The 15,813-nt window shown below is 48.3% G+C and carries 10 protein-coding genes and 1 pseudogene; 6 read left to right on the top strand and 5 right to left on the bottom strand.

The features are described 5' to 3' along the window. The first annotated feature begins 175 nt into the window (after positions 1-175). The 5 genes and pseudogenes from QNJ26_01630 (at position 176) to QNJ26_01610 (ending at position 5,362) form a co-directional block, all read left to right on the top strand. Positions 176-1,636 (top strand): ATP-binding cassette domain-containing protein, encoded by a 1,461-nt coding sequence (locus QNJ26_01630; protein MDJ0984214.1) that lies wholly within the window; start codon positions 176-178, stop codon positions 1,634-1,636. A 285-nt stretch (positions 1,637-1,921) separates the two neighbouring features. Next, complete coding sequence (locus QNJ26_01625) at positions 1,922-3,049, top strand: ABC transporter permease (protein MDJ0984213.1); 1,128 nt, start codon at positions 1,922-1,924, stop codon at positions 3,047-3,049. A 76-nt stretch (positions 3,050-3,125) separates the two neighbouring features. Continuing rightward, a complete protein-coding gene (locus QNJ26_01620; GenBank protein MDJ0984212.1) occupies positions 3,126-4,106 on the top strand; it encodes an ABC transporter permease in 981 nt (326 codons plus the stop codon). A gap of 374 nt (positions 4,107-4,480) precedes the next feature. Further along, positions 4,481-4,906: a hypothetical protein gene (locus QNJ26_01615; GenBank protein MDJ0984211.1), complete on the top strand. Its 426-nt coding sequence runs from the start codon at positions 4,481-4,483 to the stop codon at positions 4,904-4,906. Positions 4,907-4,921: 15 nt separating this feature from the next. Further along, positions 4,922-5,362: pseudogene (locus tag QNJ26_01610) on the top strand (thioredoxin domain-containing protein). An 11-nt stretch (positions 5,363-5,373) separates the two neighbouring features. Here QNJ26_01610 and QNJ26_01605 read toward each other — a convergent pair. The 4 genes from QNJ26_01605 to QNJ26_01590 form a co-directional block, all read right to left on the bottom strand. Further along, positions 5,374-6,876, bottom strand: a complete 1,503-nt coding sequence (locus QNJ26_01605) for an amidase (protein MDJ0984210.1) — start codon at positions 6,874-6,876, stop codon at positions 5,374-5,376. Between the two features lie 236 nt (positions 6,877-7,112). Next, positions 7,113-7,862, bottom strand: coding sequence for a metallophosphoesterase (locus tag QNJ26_01600; GenBank protein ID MDJ0984209.1), 750 nt, complete (start codon positions 7,860-7,862; stop codon positions 7,113-7,115). A 347-nt stretch (positions 7,863-8,209) separates the two neighbouring features. Continuing rightward, positions 8,210-10,780, bottom strand: a complete 2,571-nt coding sequence (locus tag QNJ26_01595; GenBank protein ID MDJ0984208.1) for a PAS domain S-box protein — start codon at positions 10,778-10,780, stop codon at positions 8,210-8,212. 356 nt (positions 10,781-11,136) lie between these two features. Further along, positions 11,137-11,484, bottom strand: a complete 348-nt coding sequence (locus QNJ26_01590; GenBank protein MDJ0984207.1) for a hypothetical protein — start codon at positions 11,482-11,484, stop codon at positions 11,137-11,139. A gap of 297 nt (positions 11,485-11,781) precedes the next feature. Between QNJ26_01590 and QNJ26_01585 the strand changes: the two genes are divergently transcribed. After that, the gene (locus QNJ26_01585) at positions 11,782-13,341 is read left to right on the top strand and encodes a sigma 54-interacting transcriptional regulator (protein ID MDJ0984206.1); all 1,560 of its coding nucleotides are present in this window, start codon (positions 11,782-11,784) and stop codon (positions 13,339-13,341) included. A 27-nt stretch (positions 13,342-13,368) separates the two neighbouring features. Here the strand turns inward: QNJ26_01585 and QNJ26_01580 are convergent, their stop codons facing one another. Continuing rightward, a complete protein-coding gene (locus QNJ26_01580) occupies positions 13,369-15,519 on the bottom strand; it encodes a PAS domain S-box protein (GenBank protein ID MDJ0984205.1) in 2,151 nt (716 codons plus the stop codon). Positions 15,520-15,813 lie beyond the last annotated feature (294 nt).

Raw genomic sequence — 15,813 nt, 5'->3', positions numbered from 1 at the left:
GAAGAAGACATTGAGCCCTTCTGCACCTTTTTATTTTTTGCTATCAATTGCGCATTTCCATTACTCCATTACTCCAATACTCCAGTACTCCAAAAAAAATCCAAGAAAGGCAAATTCCCTTTGTGCTTGCCGATGAAATACGTTAATAGCTCTGGTGTGGAAGAAGGAGTGAACCATGCAAATTGAGCTGCAGGATATCCACAAACATTATGGCGCCGTAAGAGCCAACGACGGGGTTGATCTGAAGGTGATGCCCGGTGAGATCCACGGAATCCTGGGTGAAAACGGCGCCGGTAAAAGCACGCTGATGAAAATCCTGGCGGGTTTCAGTCAGCCAACCAGCGGGCTGGTTCGGGTAGACAGCGCTGTGGTTGATTACCGCAATCCGGCTCAGGCTGCTGAGCTGGGCATTGGCATGCTCTATCAGGATCCACTCGATTTTCCGCTGCTAACGGTTCTGGATAATTTTATGCTCGGACAAACCGCTGGCCCCAGAGCGCAACGCAAAAAATTTCGCCAACGGTTTGCTTCACTTTCAAGGGCCCTGCACTTTGTTTTAAAACCGGATGCGCCTTTAAATACCCTGACCATTGGTGAGCGCCAACAGCTTGAAATTATCCGACTCATATCCCTTGGCATTCAGGTGTTGATCCTGGATGAACCGACCACCGGCATTTCCAGCACCCAAAAAGAGGTTTTATTTGATGCCCTTAAAAAACTGGCTGCCGAGGGTAAAAGCATTATCCTGGTGTCCCACAAGCTGGAAGATGTCGAGGCCCTGTGTGACAGGGTCACCGTGTTGCGCCATGGCAAGGTCACCGGCGATATGGATCGGCCCTTTGATTCCCGCAAACTTCTGGAGATGATGTTCGGTACACCGCCGGTGTTTCCACCCCGCTGCTCGGAAACGCCGGGTAAAGATGTTCTGGTCATGAATCGAGTGTGCGGCAGCGGCGGTCGCGCCGGCCTTAAAGATTGTGACGTTGTCATTCGTGAGGGGGAGGTTGTCGGGCTGGCGGGTCTTGAAGGCAGTGGCCAGGGTGTTTTTCTGCGAATTGCCGGCGGTTTAAAACAGGCCAGACGCGGATCCTTAAGTTTGCTGGGAAACGACATGCATGGAAAAAACCATCATGCCTTCAAACAGCAAGGCGTTTCCTTTCTGCCGGCATCGCGTCTTGAAGAGGGGCTGATCACAGGAATGCACATCACCGAGCATTTTGCCCTCCAGGACAACCAGCAGCATTTTGTGGTTCGCTGGCCGGACGCCATGCAGCAGGCCAAGCGGCAAATCGAAAAATTTCAGATTAAAGGCCGGCCGGACTCAATGGTTGAAGCGCTATCGGGCGGCAACCAGCAGCGCCTGCTACTATCCTTTCTGCCTGCTAATCCGCAATTGCTGCTGTTGGAAAATCCCACCCGCGGGCTGGATATTGAATCGGTGAACTGGGTCTGGCAGCATTTGCACGCTTATTGTTCAAAACGAACCAGCATTGTTTTTTCTTCACCGGAGCTTGATGAAATTCTGATGGTGGCCGATCGTGTGCTGGTTTTCTTCAATGGCCGTGTGATCAAAGAAGTTTCAGCCACTAAGACAGACACCCAGGAGTTAGGCAGGGCCATAGCGGGCAAGGTCTGATAAGCAAACTTTAAAATGCATCTAACGCCCAATGGCGGTGTTACAAACCAATTCGAAATGCTCGAATACTAATCCGCCGGAGGCGGACTCCACTTTCGAATCGGTTTGCGCCTTGCCCTTGAACGTGATCTGCTATTTTTAAGTTTGCTTATAACACTTGTTTAAAGAATAAATTTTCAAATTATTTTTTTGCGTAAATTATTATCTGTGATAAGCCCAATCCCTTTTCAAGGGGACCTTCGGCCGGCAAACCCGATAAAAATCCGATTAATTATGAATGAACCCATGACCAATAGATTTGAATTATTAACAAGGCAATCCCGCAATGTGTTGGTGACCGTTGCTGCTGTGTTTTTCTTCACCTCCCTGGTTCTGATGATCGCCGGCGCGCCGCCCCTGGCTGCTTATTATCATATTTTTAAAGGATCGCTGGGGTCCTGGATTAAATTTTCCCATGTTATCAAAAGCTGGATTCCGCTGACCTTATGTGCCTGCGGCTTGCTGTTTACCTTCCGGATCGGGTTGTGGAATATCGGTATCGAAGGCCAGGTCATGATGGGCGCTGTTTTTACAACCGCAGTTTTACGCTTGGGGCTGGAAAGCCAGATGCCGTCGATAATTATTCTGGGATCGATTATCGCCGGTCTGATCGGCGGTGCCCTGTGGGCCCTAATCGCCGGCTTTCTGAAAACAAAGGGCGGTGTTAATGAAATCTTTGCCGGCCTGGGTCTCAATTTTGTGGCCCAGGGGGTTATTCTTTGGCTGATATTCGGTCCCTGGAAGCGACCGGGGGTTGCATCAATGAGTGGAACGGAAGTTTTTCCGCCAGCCCTGTGGCTACCCCAACTGGCTTCGTTGCGGCTGTCTTTGCCGGCGCTGGGCATTGTATGCCTGGCGTTGATTTTAACGGCGCTGATTCTGCGGTACACCAAAATCGGTCTGCATTTAAAAGCCATCGGCAGCAATTCGTCCGCCGCTTATCTGTTCGGACTGAAACCGGCGCGCAATATGGTGCTGGCCATGATATTTGCCGGCGGATTCGCCGGTGTGGCCGGAAGCCTCCAGGTCAGCGGTGTTTATCACCGCCTGCTGCCGGCCATATCCAGCAATTACGGATACCTGGCCCTGCTGGTGGCCATGCTGTCCAACTATAATATCTGGCTCGTGCCGCTGGTAGCCTTATTTTTTGCCTGTCTGAATGTCGGCAGCATCCAGCTGCCCATGGCCCTTCAGCTGGATTCATCCCTGAGCGGTGTCATCCAGGGCGCCCTGGTGCTGGCCGCTCTGGGAATTCACGGCTGGCGACGCGCAAGGAACAGAGGTCAGAAATCAGAGGACAGAAAACAGAAGACTCGTCTTCGCTCTAGCGAGCTTCGCCGCAGCAAGCAGAGGTCAGAAGACAAAGCTGAGTAAGGAGTAGGAAGAGAACATATGCTGATTCGGTCCAATACGCCATTACGCCAATACTCCAGTACTCCATTGAAAAGCCATGCTTGAACTAGACATCACCATCTTATTTGCCGGTGTGATTGCCGGCGCTGCGCCGATCGTGCTGGCGGCTCTGGGCGAGACCATTACCGAGAAAGCCGGGCTCATCAATCTGTCTTTGGACGGCTCCATATTGCTGAGTGCCATGGCGGCATTTGCGGTTGCATTTGAGACCCAGCATCTGCTGGCTGGTTTTGTCGCCGGTTCGCTGGTGGGTGGCCTGATGGCTTTGACGGTGGCGGTTTTCAGCATTTACCTGAATCAAAACCAGGTGGCCGTGGGATTTGTGTTAACGCTCATGGGCCGCGATTTGGCCTATTTTATCGGCAACCCTTACTCCCGCATTCAGGGCCCGCAAGTAAAACCGCTGGCCATCCCGCTGTTGGAAAAGATCCCGTTTATCGGTGATGTATTTTTTCACCATAATTTACCGGTATATTTCAGCTTGCTGCTGATTCTGCTGTGCTGGTGGTATGTTTATTACACCCCATACGGTCTCAAATTGCGTTCGGTGGGTGAACACCCACGCGCTTCCTATGCCCGGGGCATGAGTCCGCAAAAGCTGCAGTTATTTTATGCCATCTGCGGCGGTATGCTGGTTGGGTTGGCCGGGGCCACATTTTCTTTGGCCACCAAACCGGGCTGGGGGCGCCCCCAGGGCGCCGAAGGCACCGGCTGGATCGCGCTGGCATTGGTCATTTTCGGTGGCTGGAATCCGGTCCGTGCCGCCATCGGTGCCTATCTTTTTTCCTTTTTACAGGTCATCGGCATTTATCTCCAGGGGTGGCTGCCGTCTGTACCGGCCCAGGTTTTTCAGGTGGCACCCTTCCCCTTGATGATTTTTACCCTCCTGATCATGTCCTTTGCCCAGAAAGAATCCGTTCAGATCTGGGCAGAAGGCAAAGCGCAACTCAAAGCCATATTGAACATGCTCTCCGGCATGGCCCCCTCGGCCCTGGGTAAGCCGTATCGACCGGAATGAAGAAACCTCACGCAAAGCTAAAACAAAAATACAAGCTAGTAAAAACTAGGGGGACGCCCATAAAATTATAAGTTTCTAGCGTATTAAACCTTATGATAATCGCCGGTAAATGTCATATTGAAGGCGATCTGCACGATTTAGGGGTCATAGTATCTTTATAATCGATCTCTGATTCTGGCGCCTGTTGCATTTTCTTTTGTAAATGGTAAGGTTATGGCAATTGTTCAGATGTTAATAAAAAATAGCAGGATTTTCGGATCGAAATAGGCAAACGGGCGCGTAAAAATAATCAAAGATTTTTCTTTTTGATATGCTATAATAGTTTTTTTAAATGACAGCCGATCTGCTGCTGCTGCGAACAAGGAGCTTGAGAAATGAATTGGAAAATTCGCAATTTGATCATGGTGATGATCTTGGTAATCGCACCGGGCGCTTTTACCGGCCTCCTGGCTTCCGATAACCTGGAGTGGGAGGTCTATCAGACCTTGAAGCTGGATGCGTCACCCATTGACGTGGCCATTACCTATGACGGCCGCAAAATTTTTATTCTGACCGATGAGGGTAAAGTTTTGATTTACTCGACCAGCACCCGGCCGGAGGCCACCATAGATGTTGGTAAACACGTGGATCAAATTAAGTTGGGGCCCAGAGGTGACACTTTAATTTTGGGCAGCGGCAAAAACAAAACCGTGCAGGTGATTTCCATTGATTTTATCCAGCAGATCAATACATCCGGCTCTCCATTCAAGGGGTCTGAAGAGGCACCGATTGTGATTGCTGTTTTCGATGATTTTCAATGAAAGTACTGTGCCGGGCTCGTGCCCGTACTCGAGCAGGTGCTCGAGAAATATCCGCAAGATGTCAAAGTGGTTTTTAAAAACTTTCCTCTGCAAAACCATAAATTCGCCATGAAGGCGGCAGTTGCAGCCCTGGCGGCTGAAAGCCAGGGAAAATTCTGGGAGTTTCACGACCTGTTATTCGAAAACTATAACAAGATCAATGACCAAAAAATCCAAGATATTGCTGTGGCCGTCGGTTTAAACCTGGAAGAATATGAGAAAATGAAGAAAGATCCATCCATTCAGGGAAAGGTAAGAAGAGATCTTTCAGATGGGCGCCGGGCCGGGGTCAGGGGCACCCCAACGGTTTTTGTCAATGGCAGGCGCCTCAGAGATCGCAGCCTCAAAGGTTTTCAGGTGGCCATTGACAAGCAACTTGAAAAGCTTGGCAAGACGGCTAACAAACCATCATCATAAACAACCGCTTTTCATTTAGATGCGAAAATCGGCGGCCGTTTTTCAAACCAGGGCTGCGCTTTTTCCAATTGAGCCGCCAGCCGCAATAATGTGGCTTCATCTCCATAACGCCCCATAAACTGCACACCGCAGGGCAACCCATCCGTGGTCCAATACAGCGGCACCGACATGGCCGGCTGGCCGGTGAAATTGGCCAGTTGCGTAAATGGCGTTTTCTCAAGGTTTTGCACCGCCAGCTTGTCTGTCATTCCCGAACTGATGAGCAAGCGGCCCAGCCCCAGAGTATTGATGACTTTCAGTGTTGCCAACTCCATTGGGCCTGGCGTTAGCTCACCTATTTTTACCGGCGGGTAGGCCATGGTGGGGGTCAGGTACAGATCATAGTCTTCATGGAAACGCCCCATAATTCTGGCCGCAAGCTCCCATTCACGTTTGGCTTTTACAATATGGCCGGCTTTAAAGCTGCGCCCCAGTAAGGCCACCGTCCATGTAAGGGTTTCCACATCAGACGGAGTTACTTTTTTGCCGCGCATTAATTTCAAATCCTCCATCAAAGCGGCGACCTCGCCGGCGTACAGTGTGACCAAACCCCTGGCCAGGGCCTGGCCGTTAATTTGCGGACGTGTTTCTTCCACCGTGTGGCCCAATTCTTCAAGAAGCTCCGCTGTTTTTTCCACCGCGCCGATGCATTCCGGATGCACCTTGGTATCGATGGGTGATCGGGTATTAAATGCGATTTTAAGACACCCCGGGCTCTGATCGAGTTCGTCCAGATAGGGCTGTGCCGGCAGCGGGATGACATAAGGGGCCCCCGCATCGCAACCATGGGTTGCATCCAGAATGGCTGCGCTATCCCTTACAGAGCGGCTGATCACATGTTCAATCACCGCGCCCTGCCAGGTGCGGCCGTAGGGCGGCCCGCTGGGCGTGCGGCCCCGGGTGGTTTTTAAACCAAACAGGCCGCAACAAGAAGCCGGGATGCGGATCGAACCGGCGCCATCGCTGGCTGAAGCCAACGGTACCATTCCACTGGCAACCGCGGCGGCTGATCCGCCACTTGAACCGCCGGGTGTATGGTCCGGATTCCACGGGTTGCGGGTTGGTCCGTGCAATTTTGGCTCTGTGATGCCCAGCAATCCGAATTCGGGCAAGTTTGTTTTTCCCAGAATTACCAGACCGGCTTGTTTGTAACGTTTGACCAACTCACTGTCCTGGGGGGGGATGTAATGTTGGCAGGCTTTGGATCCCATGGTCTGGGGGACGCCGGCAAGGTCACATAACAAATCCTTTAACAGAAAAGGCACACCGCAAAAAGGGCCGTCGGGAAGTGCTTCCTGAACCGCTTTGCGGGCCAGATCGAACAGGGGCGTGATGACCGCATTTAAAGCAGGATTGACATCCTCGATGCGGGAAATGGCCTCTTCACAGATTTCAGACGCGGTGACTTTTTTCTTGCTGACCAGTTCTGCCAGCCCAAGCCCATCATATTGATCATATTCTTTAAAGCCCCCCATGGGTGCCTCCGCAAGTTTATTCGAGTTTGAGCCTATCCTTAGCGGATCGTTATGGGGGTATCAAGGTAAAAATAGTAGCCGATAATAATAGGTTGGCCGGTTGAGCCTGCCGAAGGTCCTCGTGAAACGGGATTGAGCCAGTTAGGCCTGGTGAAACCGGTAATATGTTTGAGTTGATTCCTTTGCCAATAAACGGGTACGGGCTAACCGCTAAAAACCCGTCATGTAATCAACGTCTAATTTTGATGGGTAACCGGTTGGGCCGGTTGTTGCAGATCAACAGATGACCGCTCAACTGTTTGGAGATCCGATGATCTGGACCAATCAGCCGTATCTGTTGATTTTTTCAACATTATATCAGTGGCGGTTACCTGCACGTAATAGGTCGGCTGTTCGGTCCAAGCGCCGGTATTTAAGTATTTGATACCATTAATAAACTGTTCTTCAGCATAGTGGGTATGACCGCAGGTCACGGCCTTAAATCCATGTTTTGCAGCATAATTGACGGCATTTAACGTCACATTTTTACGCAGATAGGCATAAAAGCGCCGCCATTTTTTGGCATACCGGGCCACATGAACAGGTCGAGCGCCAAGCCGAATCCTGAAATCATGTAACATATTAAATGTTTTGATAAAAAGACGACTCTGTGGCATCACTTCGTCAAAAAAATCACCATGGGTGATGAACAGACGTTTCTGCACGGCATAATGCCTTTTAATCTTAACTTTGCAAAAATTATCAGGTACATAACCATTGTCGTGATTGCCTCGTACCCAGACCACCGGTTGCCTCAGAGACATCTCTCTCAAATAATCCAGCAGCGCCTGGTCGGCCGACGACATTTTTGCATATGGATTGTCAATGATATCTCCATTTAAAATAAATTCATGATCTTGAGGAATATGTTGAAGAAACTTCATGAAGTCAGCACGCAGAAAATACCGTGAGCCGATATGTAAATCACTAACAATGATAGCTTTCATATTATTCACTAGTTATAGATTATATTTAATTTTGCTTATGAGAGACTTTGGAGAACATGTTTAATTAATGTCAAATTATAGCCGCATATAAAAAAAACAAGCCATGCTGTTTCGGCTGAGAATTTAAACGATTATCGGTTTATTATGGATTAACTTGATTAAATTCCGGTTCCAATTCATTTTATATTTATCAGTGTCTAATTTCATAATCACCAAAGCAAAGACGAATTAACCCGCCTAAATTTGATTTGATCCTATATAAAGCTGTTATTGTTAGATGCCAGCAAAGGAGAGACCGTCACAATAAAACCAAAAGGATTTCAAAATGGGAGATGGTGAATAGAATATTATTTGGTAAGAACTTGTTCTACCTTCCCCGATAACTCCTCCATGGTGAATGGTTTCTGCATAAAGCCGTCGCAGCCGCGTTCCAGCAATTCAATGGCCTGCCCATCCACGCTATATCCGCTTGATAGCAGCACCTTCACATCCGGATGTATGGTTTTGATTTTATCATAGACCTCACTGCCACCCATATCCGGCATAATTATATCCAGTACCACCATTTGAATCTCATCTTTATGGGTTTCGAAAATATTGACGGCTTCGTTACCATTTAGCGCTTTCAGGACGGTGTACCCTAATTTTTCAAGCATATTGGCAGCCACATCCAATACCAGATTTTCATCGTCTACCACCAAGATCGTTCCGCTGCCCCTGATCAGTTCGGCGGCTGTATCAGTATGATCTTCAACCGCTTTATCGGAGGCGGGTAGAAAAATGGTGAAGGTTGTTCCTTGGCCTTTTTCTGACTCAACATCAATGTAGCCATCATGGCTTTTGATAATTCCGTAAACCGAGGCCAAGCCCAAACCGGTGCCCCGACCCATTTCTTTGGTTGTAAAAAATGGATCAAACAGGTGTTCCAATGTATGCCGGTCCATCCCGATACCACTGTCGCTGATAGTTAATTGAACATAATGGCCCGGGTTGGCACTGTACTGGGTACTTTTGATATTCAGATGGCTGACGTTATTTGTTTTCAAACTAAGCGTGCCGCCGCCAGGCATGGCATCGGCGGCATTTACATACAGATTTAACAGCACCTGTTCAATTTGTCCCCGGTCGACTTCGATGGGGTACAGATCTTCTTCCAAATCTCGCTGTATCGTAATTTCCTTGCGGGTTCGACCGAAGGTTTCGGTGCTTTCTTCGACAACCTGGTTTAAATCGATGGCCTTGACATTGAATTTCCCTTTGCGGGCATACCCCAGCATTTGACGGGTTAGCTGGGCACCGCTTTTAACCTGTTTCTCGATATTTTTCAGCAATTGGAAGTATGGATGGCTGGTCTTAATTTCGCATAGCATCAATGATGTATTGCCCTGAATGTTCATCAAAAGATTGTTAAAATCATGGGCAATACCGCCGGCCAGGGTTCCCAGGGCCTCAAAGCGCTGGGCCTGTTGGAATTGAACTTCCAATTTGTGGCGTTCTTCTTCGGCCTTTTTGCGGTCGGAAATATCGATGATAAAGCCTCTGAGGCCAACCGGCTGGCCTTCCTTAAAAATAGGCGCCGAATGGACCATTACCGGAAAAGTAGTGCCATCTTTTCGCAGGGCCGTATATTCATTGATACCGGTTTTTTCACCCTCAAGTATTTTAGCAACATTTTCAGTGGCCCGCTCACGGTCTTTAGGGATCAGCATGTCCTGATTTTTTAAACCATTTTTAAAATCGGTGCGCGTATATCCGAAATAGTTATAAGCGTTGCGATTCACGTAGGTTAAATTTCCGCTTAAATCCATTTCAAAGATGGTTTCCGGCATTAATTCAGCCAGCTCCCTGAAGCGTTCCTCGCTTTCACGCAGGGCTGTTTCTGCCCTTTTACGGTCGGTAATGTCTTCAGCGATTCCGGCAATTCGCGCCACCTTGCCACTTTCATCCTTGATGGCAAAGCCCCTGTCTGATACCCAGCGTACCGAGCCATCCGGCCGCACGATACGGTACTCTCTGATTTGACCACCACCGGTTTGGACAATCTCCTGGAAGCTTTCGTTGGCGTATTCCACATCTTCCGGGTAGATGCTGTTGCCCCACTCCTCATAACGATTATACAGATTCTCAACCGAGCGGTCCCAAATCACTTCATAAGCAGGGCTGACATAGATCACTTTTTGTTCTATCCAGTCAAACAACCAAAAAACCTCCCGGATGTTATCTGCCATTTCACGGAAGCGGTTTTCAATTTGATGATATTCTTTTTCCGCTTGCTGGCGTCCGTTGATTTCCTGGTTGAGTTGTTCAAATGCTTCTCGATATCGATGCTCTGATTCTTGCAGCGATTGCTGGTTTTCAATCACCTCCAACTGATATCGTCTTTTGAGGCGTTCGAAAAAGTAAGCGGCCACGATCACCAGCAGAAACGCCATAAAAAACCGAGCCTTTAGCCCCTGGGCGGGTAGATTTGCAGGCGTTGAGCTGTAAGTCAAAAAGAAAAGGATCGCACCTAAAACAGTGGTCCAGATAATGCCTCTGGTTGCGCCCAGAGCAAAAAATATCAATACGGCATAAAGAAACGCCCATGGCATTCGGGTTATATTGCCTTCAACACCGATGGTATAGATTAAAAACAAGCCGAACAGGATAAAAAAAACAGTGATCGAATATCTGTAGATTTGCTTTTCTTTGGCTCGAGAACTGGGATTTTTGGTGATGATGTAAAGAGTGGCCAGAACAGCCAACATCAACACCAGAACACATCCGACAAGATAGCGTCCGATAATGAAATCATAGATGATAAAACCAACTAGGACCGGTATGCCGATCAGCATCCAGACTTTCACCAGATACTTCTGGTAACTTGCCTCCATGGCCTCAGGCAGTTTGACCTTATCCCGGGTAAATAAAGACGGCATTCTCATTTAAGTCCTTGGGTTAGAATAACGCACAGCAGGGCTTTGCTAGATGGAATAATTAAATATTATACACGGAAAACGAATAGATGCCAAAATTTTATTTTAGCGGTGCCATGGTTTTTGACATTAATTTGAAGGACATAATACGATAAGGTCGATATGATTTTGACGGCAGCTTGAAGGATGGATGGCTGATGAAGCGGTGTGCGCTGTTCAGCAGCGTGGAGTGGGTTTGGCCCGAATGAAGTCCCCCCCTGATTGAAACTTCATCCCCGGCCATGTTGAGCTCGCCGACGTGACTCAACGGATCCGGTTGCGGGCCAAACCACAAGGCAGATGAATGTTTGTTTTTGGCCTCATTTCAAAGCCAGTTGGCTGGAATCTACGACTTCGTTAAAGCGGGCATTCAGAAAATGGTGAACCTTATATGGCTTGGGATCCACCTTATGGGCGACCATTTCATCAACAAGCTCAGATTTTGCTCTGCGGGCAAAAGTGGCTCGCAGACAGGAAAGCATGGCAGCCCGTCGGATTTTTTCGCTGCTGGAATTCAGCATTGCGGATTTGGCCTCACAGGCGCTAATATATTCATCCACAATGACTTCCAGACGAGCACGATCCGTTTCACCACCCAATGCCGGAGCTGTCACCATCATTCCGGCCATGACCATTGCCGACAATATGATCATCATTTTTGTGTTCATAGAGCCTCCTCGTTCATAGTTTGTGGGTTTTGTGGTGCGAGTCTTTGTTTAGACCTTAGTGCAGATTCAATGCCACTTCCTTGAATTAATACCCTAGCAGTTTCTATTGTCTTTATAACTATCTAACATCAATATAAATATATATAATAATGCTTCTTTGTGGTCTCATGGCAAAAAAAACGACGCGGCGGTATATGTAAAGCAAGTTGATATTGTTAGCGTTTAAGTGTAAAGTACATTTACAATTTTGAGCAATTTTTTTTGCATTTCAACATCATATTTTGGGGGAGCAAAGCGATGGTTGAAATCAATCCTGGCGTTTCATTGGAGGCGGCCGATCTTGATCTGCTGTATGAGGTTTCAACCGCCATTCACTCCATCCATGACCTGGATGAAATGCTTCGAAATGTCCTGGCGAAGGTTAAAGATGTTTTCAAAATAGATGGCGCTTCGATTGCCCTTCATGATCATGTGCGCAAAGAATTGTATTTTATTCGAACCGTCGAAGAGCTCACAGACGGCGATCCGCAGAAAATGGCCGAGATGCGCTTTCCTGACGATTATGGTGTAGCGGGTTGGGTTTTAAGAGAACAACAGTCGGTTTTAATTCCCGATGTTTCCAAAGACAGCCGCTTTACCAAAAAACTCGACCTTCAGCAAAATCTGGATACCCGTTCCATGATATGCGTACCATTGAAAACCCGGAAACGGGTAATGGGTGTGCTGTATGCCATCAACAAACACGGGGCTGAATTCAACCAAAAAGATTTGCGTCTGCTGGAAGTATTGTCGGTGGTCATTGCGGTGTCCATTGAAAACGCCAGACTTTACGGTGAGGTGCAGCGCTATGCCAGTTCCCTAGAAAAGGAAAATTTTCGACTCAAAACCGAATGCCAGGCACGGTTCAATGTCCAGGGAATCATTGGATCCAGTACGGCCATGCAGCGTGTTTTTACCCTGCTGGATAAAGTCATCGAAACCGACACCGCTGTTCTCATTCAAGGTGAGACCGGAACCGGAAAAGAGCTGCTGGCCAAAGTGATTCACTATAACGGAGCTTTGAAGAATAAGCCCTTTGTTGCCGAAAACTGCGGGGCCCTGTCTGAAAACCTTCTGGAAAGTGAAATCTTTGGCCATGTCAAAGGCGCCTTTACCGGCGCGATTGCCGATAAAAAGGGCCTGTTTGAACGGGCAAACGGGGGCACTGTCTTTCTGGATGAAATATCCGACATGCCCTATTCAATGCAAATAAAGCTGCTGAGAGTACTGCAAGAAAATCAAATCCGGCCGGTGGGCGGTAGTAACTATCAGCGTGTGGATTTCCGGCTGATTTCGTCTACCAATCGTGATTTGTTTGAACAGGTTAAGGAAGGCAAGTTCAGAGAAGATCTTCTTTACCGGGTTCAGGTGTTTCCCATCGTTATACCACCGCTCAGAGAGCGCAAGGAAGATATTCCGCTGCTGGTGGCCTATTTTTTGGAGCAACACTCTGCGCGGCTGGACCGGCCGCCAGCGCGCCTATCACCCGGTGCTCTGGAGACATTGATGCACTTTGATTGGCCGGGAAATGTGCGTGAGCTGGAAAATGAAATTGAGCGGGCCTTGACCCTGGCCGGGGGTGACACCGAAATCACCGAAGAATTTCTCTCAGAACGAATCAAGGCTTCGACCGCCGCCGGCAGCGCCCCCGCTACCAAAACCGCGACTCTAAAGGAAGCCACCGTGCAGATGGAGCGTCAGATGGTTGTGGATGCGCTTCGTAAAACAGGCGGCAATAAGTCCCAGGCTGCGCGGGATTTGGGGTTGACCCGCCAGGGCCTGCTTAACAAGATCACCCGTTACGATATTAAGCTTTAAAATAAGGCGGTTTTTACCGCTAGGGAGTTAGTTAACGGATAACGCTTGCCGGACGGTATTTGCCAGGTCCTGCATCACCAGCGGTTTCATGAGAAAGGCTTCGATGCCCATATCGGAGGCATCCCGGCGGGTAAACTTTTCACTGTAACCGGTGCACAGCACGATGGGAATATCGGGTCGGATGCCAATCATTTCATCGGCCAGCTTGTCACCGGTCATATTGGGCATCACGATGTCGGTGATGACCAGATCAAATCGATGTGGGTCCGCTTTAAAAAGATTCAGGGCTTCGATGCTGCTCGTGCGGGTATCGACCTTATAGCCCAGGCGTTCCAGCATTTGTTTACCAATCTCCACCAGAGGCTGCTCATCGTCTATCAGCAGAATGCGCTCATAACCCATCGGCAGCGGCTTGGGCATTTCTTCTTCCTTTGCCAATTCGCGTTTGATGATCGGCAGATACACCTCAAAGGTTGAGCCTTTGCCGACCTCGCTTTCAACAGTTATGGTGCCGTTTAAGGATTTGATGATACCCTGAACCACTGCTAATCCCAGGCCGGTCCCTTCCCCCTTTTCCTTGGTTGTAAAATAAGGATTGAAAATTTGAGGAAACGCCTCGGGCGGAATGCCATCCCCGGTATCGCTGACACTAAGCTTCAGATAAGACCCCGGTCGGATATCCGTAATATTCGCAGCTGCTGCCTGATCCAGATCCACATTGGCAAGACTGACGTTAAGCACACCGTCTTTTTCATCGATGGCATGCGCGGCATTGGTGCACAGGTTCATCAGCACCTGATGGATCTGGGAGGGGTCTGCTTCAATGATCCCGGTATTTTTTTCAATTTTTTGCTGAATCGATATGGTGGATGGCAAAGAAGCTCGCAGCATTTTCAGGGCTTCTTTGACGATATGGGCTACTTGAATGGGTTTGCGCTCCTGCTTGTTCTGGCGACTGAACGCCAGAATTTGCTTGACCATATCGCGCGCATGTTTGCTGGCGTTGAAAATTTCTTTTAAATTTTGGCGGACCTCTGAATCCACATGGGCGTTCATCAAGATCAGCTCGGTATATCCGATGATTACAGAAAGAATGTTGTTAAAATCGTGCGCAATCCCACCGGCCAGTGTTCCGATGGCTTCCATTTTCTGCGCCTGTTGCAGTTGGTGTTCCAGATTTTTCTTTTCTTCTTCGGCCTGTTTTTGCTCAGTGATATCATGTGCGACGACCAGCACCCCGGTAGTCCTGCCTTCGGGGTCATGCAAAAATTTCGTGTTCAGCAGTGCGCAAATTTCACGACCGTTTTTGGTTTTGATTTTATAATCAACCGATGTCGGCACTTTTTCACCATTCATAATTTTTTCTAATCGCTGAATGGATTTTTTCTGACTTTCTTCTGTCAGAATGTCCAGTGCCCTCATCGACAACAGCTCATGCCGTGAATAACCGGTATACTCACACATGACATCATTGACGCTGGTAAATTTTCCACTGGCCAGATCGATTTCGTAAATGCCGCTGGGGGCATGATTGAGCAGCTGACGATATTTGGCCTCACTTTCGCGTAAGGCATTTTCAGACTTTTTTCGCTGGGTCATGTCGCGCACGATTCCGCGAAATCCAATGGGGTTTCCCTCGGCGTCTTTCATCAGCGTTACAGCGGTATCCAGGTGGCCTCTGGAACCATCGACTTTAAAAATTTCCCAGTCAAATCCTTTGGCGGGCTCGCCGGTCTCATAGATCTGATTAAAGGTTTGGTATACTTTCTGAGCATTTTCAGAGCTCATGCATTCGCAGTAATTCATGCCCGCCATGGCCGAAGGGGAATATCCCAACAAACGGCTCAACGAGTTATTGAAAAAGGTGAAATTTCCTTTCAGGTCAACTTCGTAATATCCGTCTTCGATATCATCCAGAATGGAATGGTATTTTTCCTTGCTTTCGCACAGCGCCTTTTCCGAATCGGCCATCTTCAGCACCACCCGCACGACCGCATAGGCAATGAAGGGTGTCAGAATGCCGGGAAAAAGGATGCATTTGATTACGGCCCTTGTGTGGATCTGACCGGAAAATAGCGACATCCCCAATTCAAGAGCCACTGACCCCAGGATTGAGACAACAGTGATGGCCAGAGCGGTTTTTACCGCACCTAATTTTTGCATCCACTTGAGAATCATAAAATTTGTCCGATCTTGCTGCCGAAATGTCTAAATATATGGATGGCCCCCGGGCATAAAAGACGGCTTCCATCTGTAAAATCTGTGTAAAAGCAATATATTATTTTTTTTGGTGAATGGGCTGCACAATTGAAGACAACGTTTTGATAAAATTATATTAAATCCTACTGTTAATATCGGACAGTCGGGGTAATTCTTTATATTTTTAAATAATAAAATGATGATGGTGGGAAAATGCAAAAAAATGGCAGGCTGGCGCCGCAACATGGGGGAAGCTGCCCGCCTAAATCAAAG

Source organism: Desulfobacterales bacterium, assembly GCA_030066985.1.
Taxonomy (GTDB): Bacteria; Desulfobacterota; Desulfobacteria; order Desulfobacterales; family JAHEIW01; genus JAHEIW01.
Note: the sequence above shows the minus strand (reverse complement) of the source record. Positions and strands in the feature narration are given on the sequence as shown.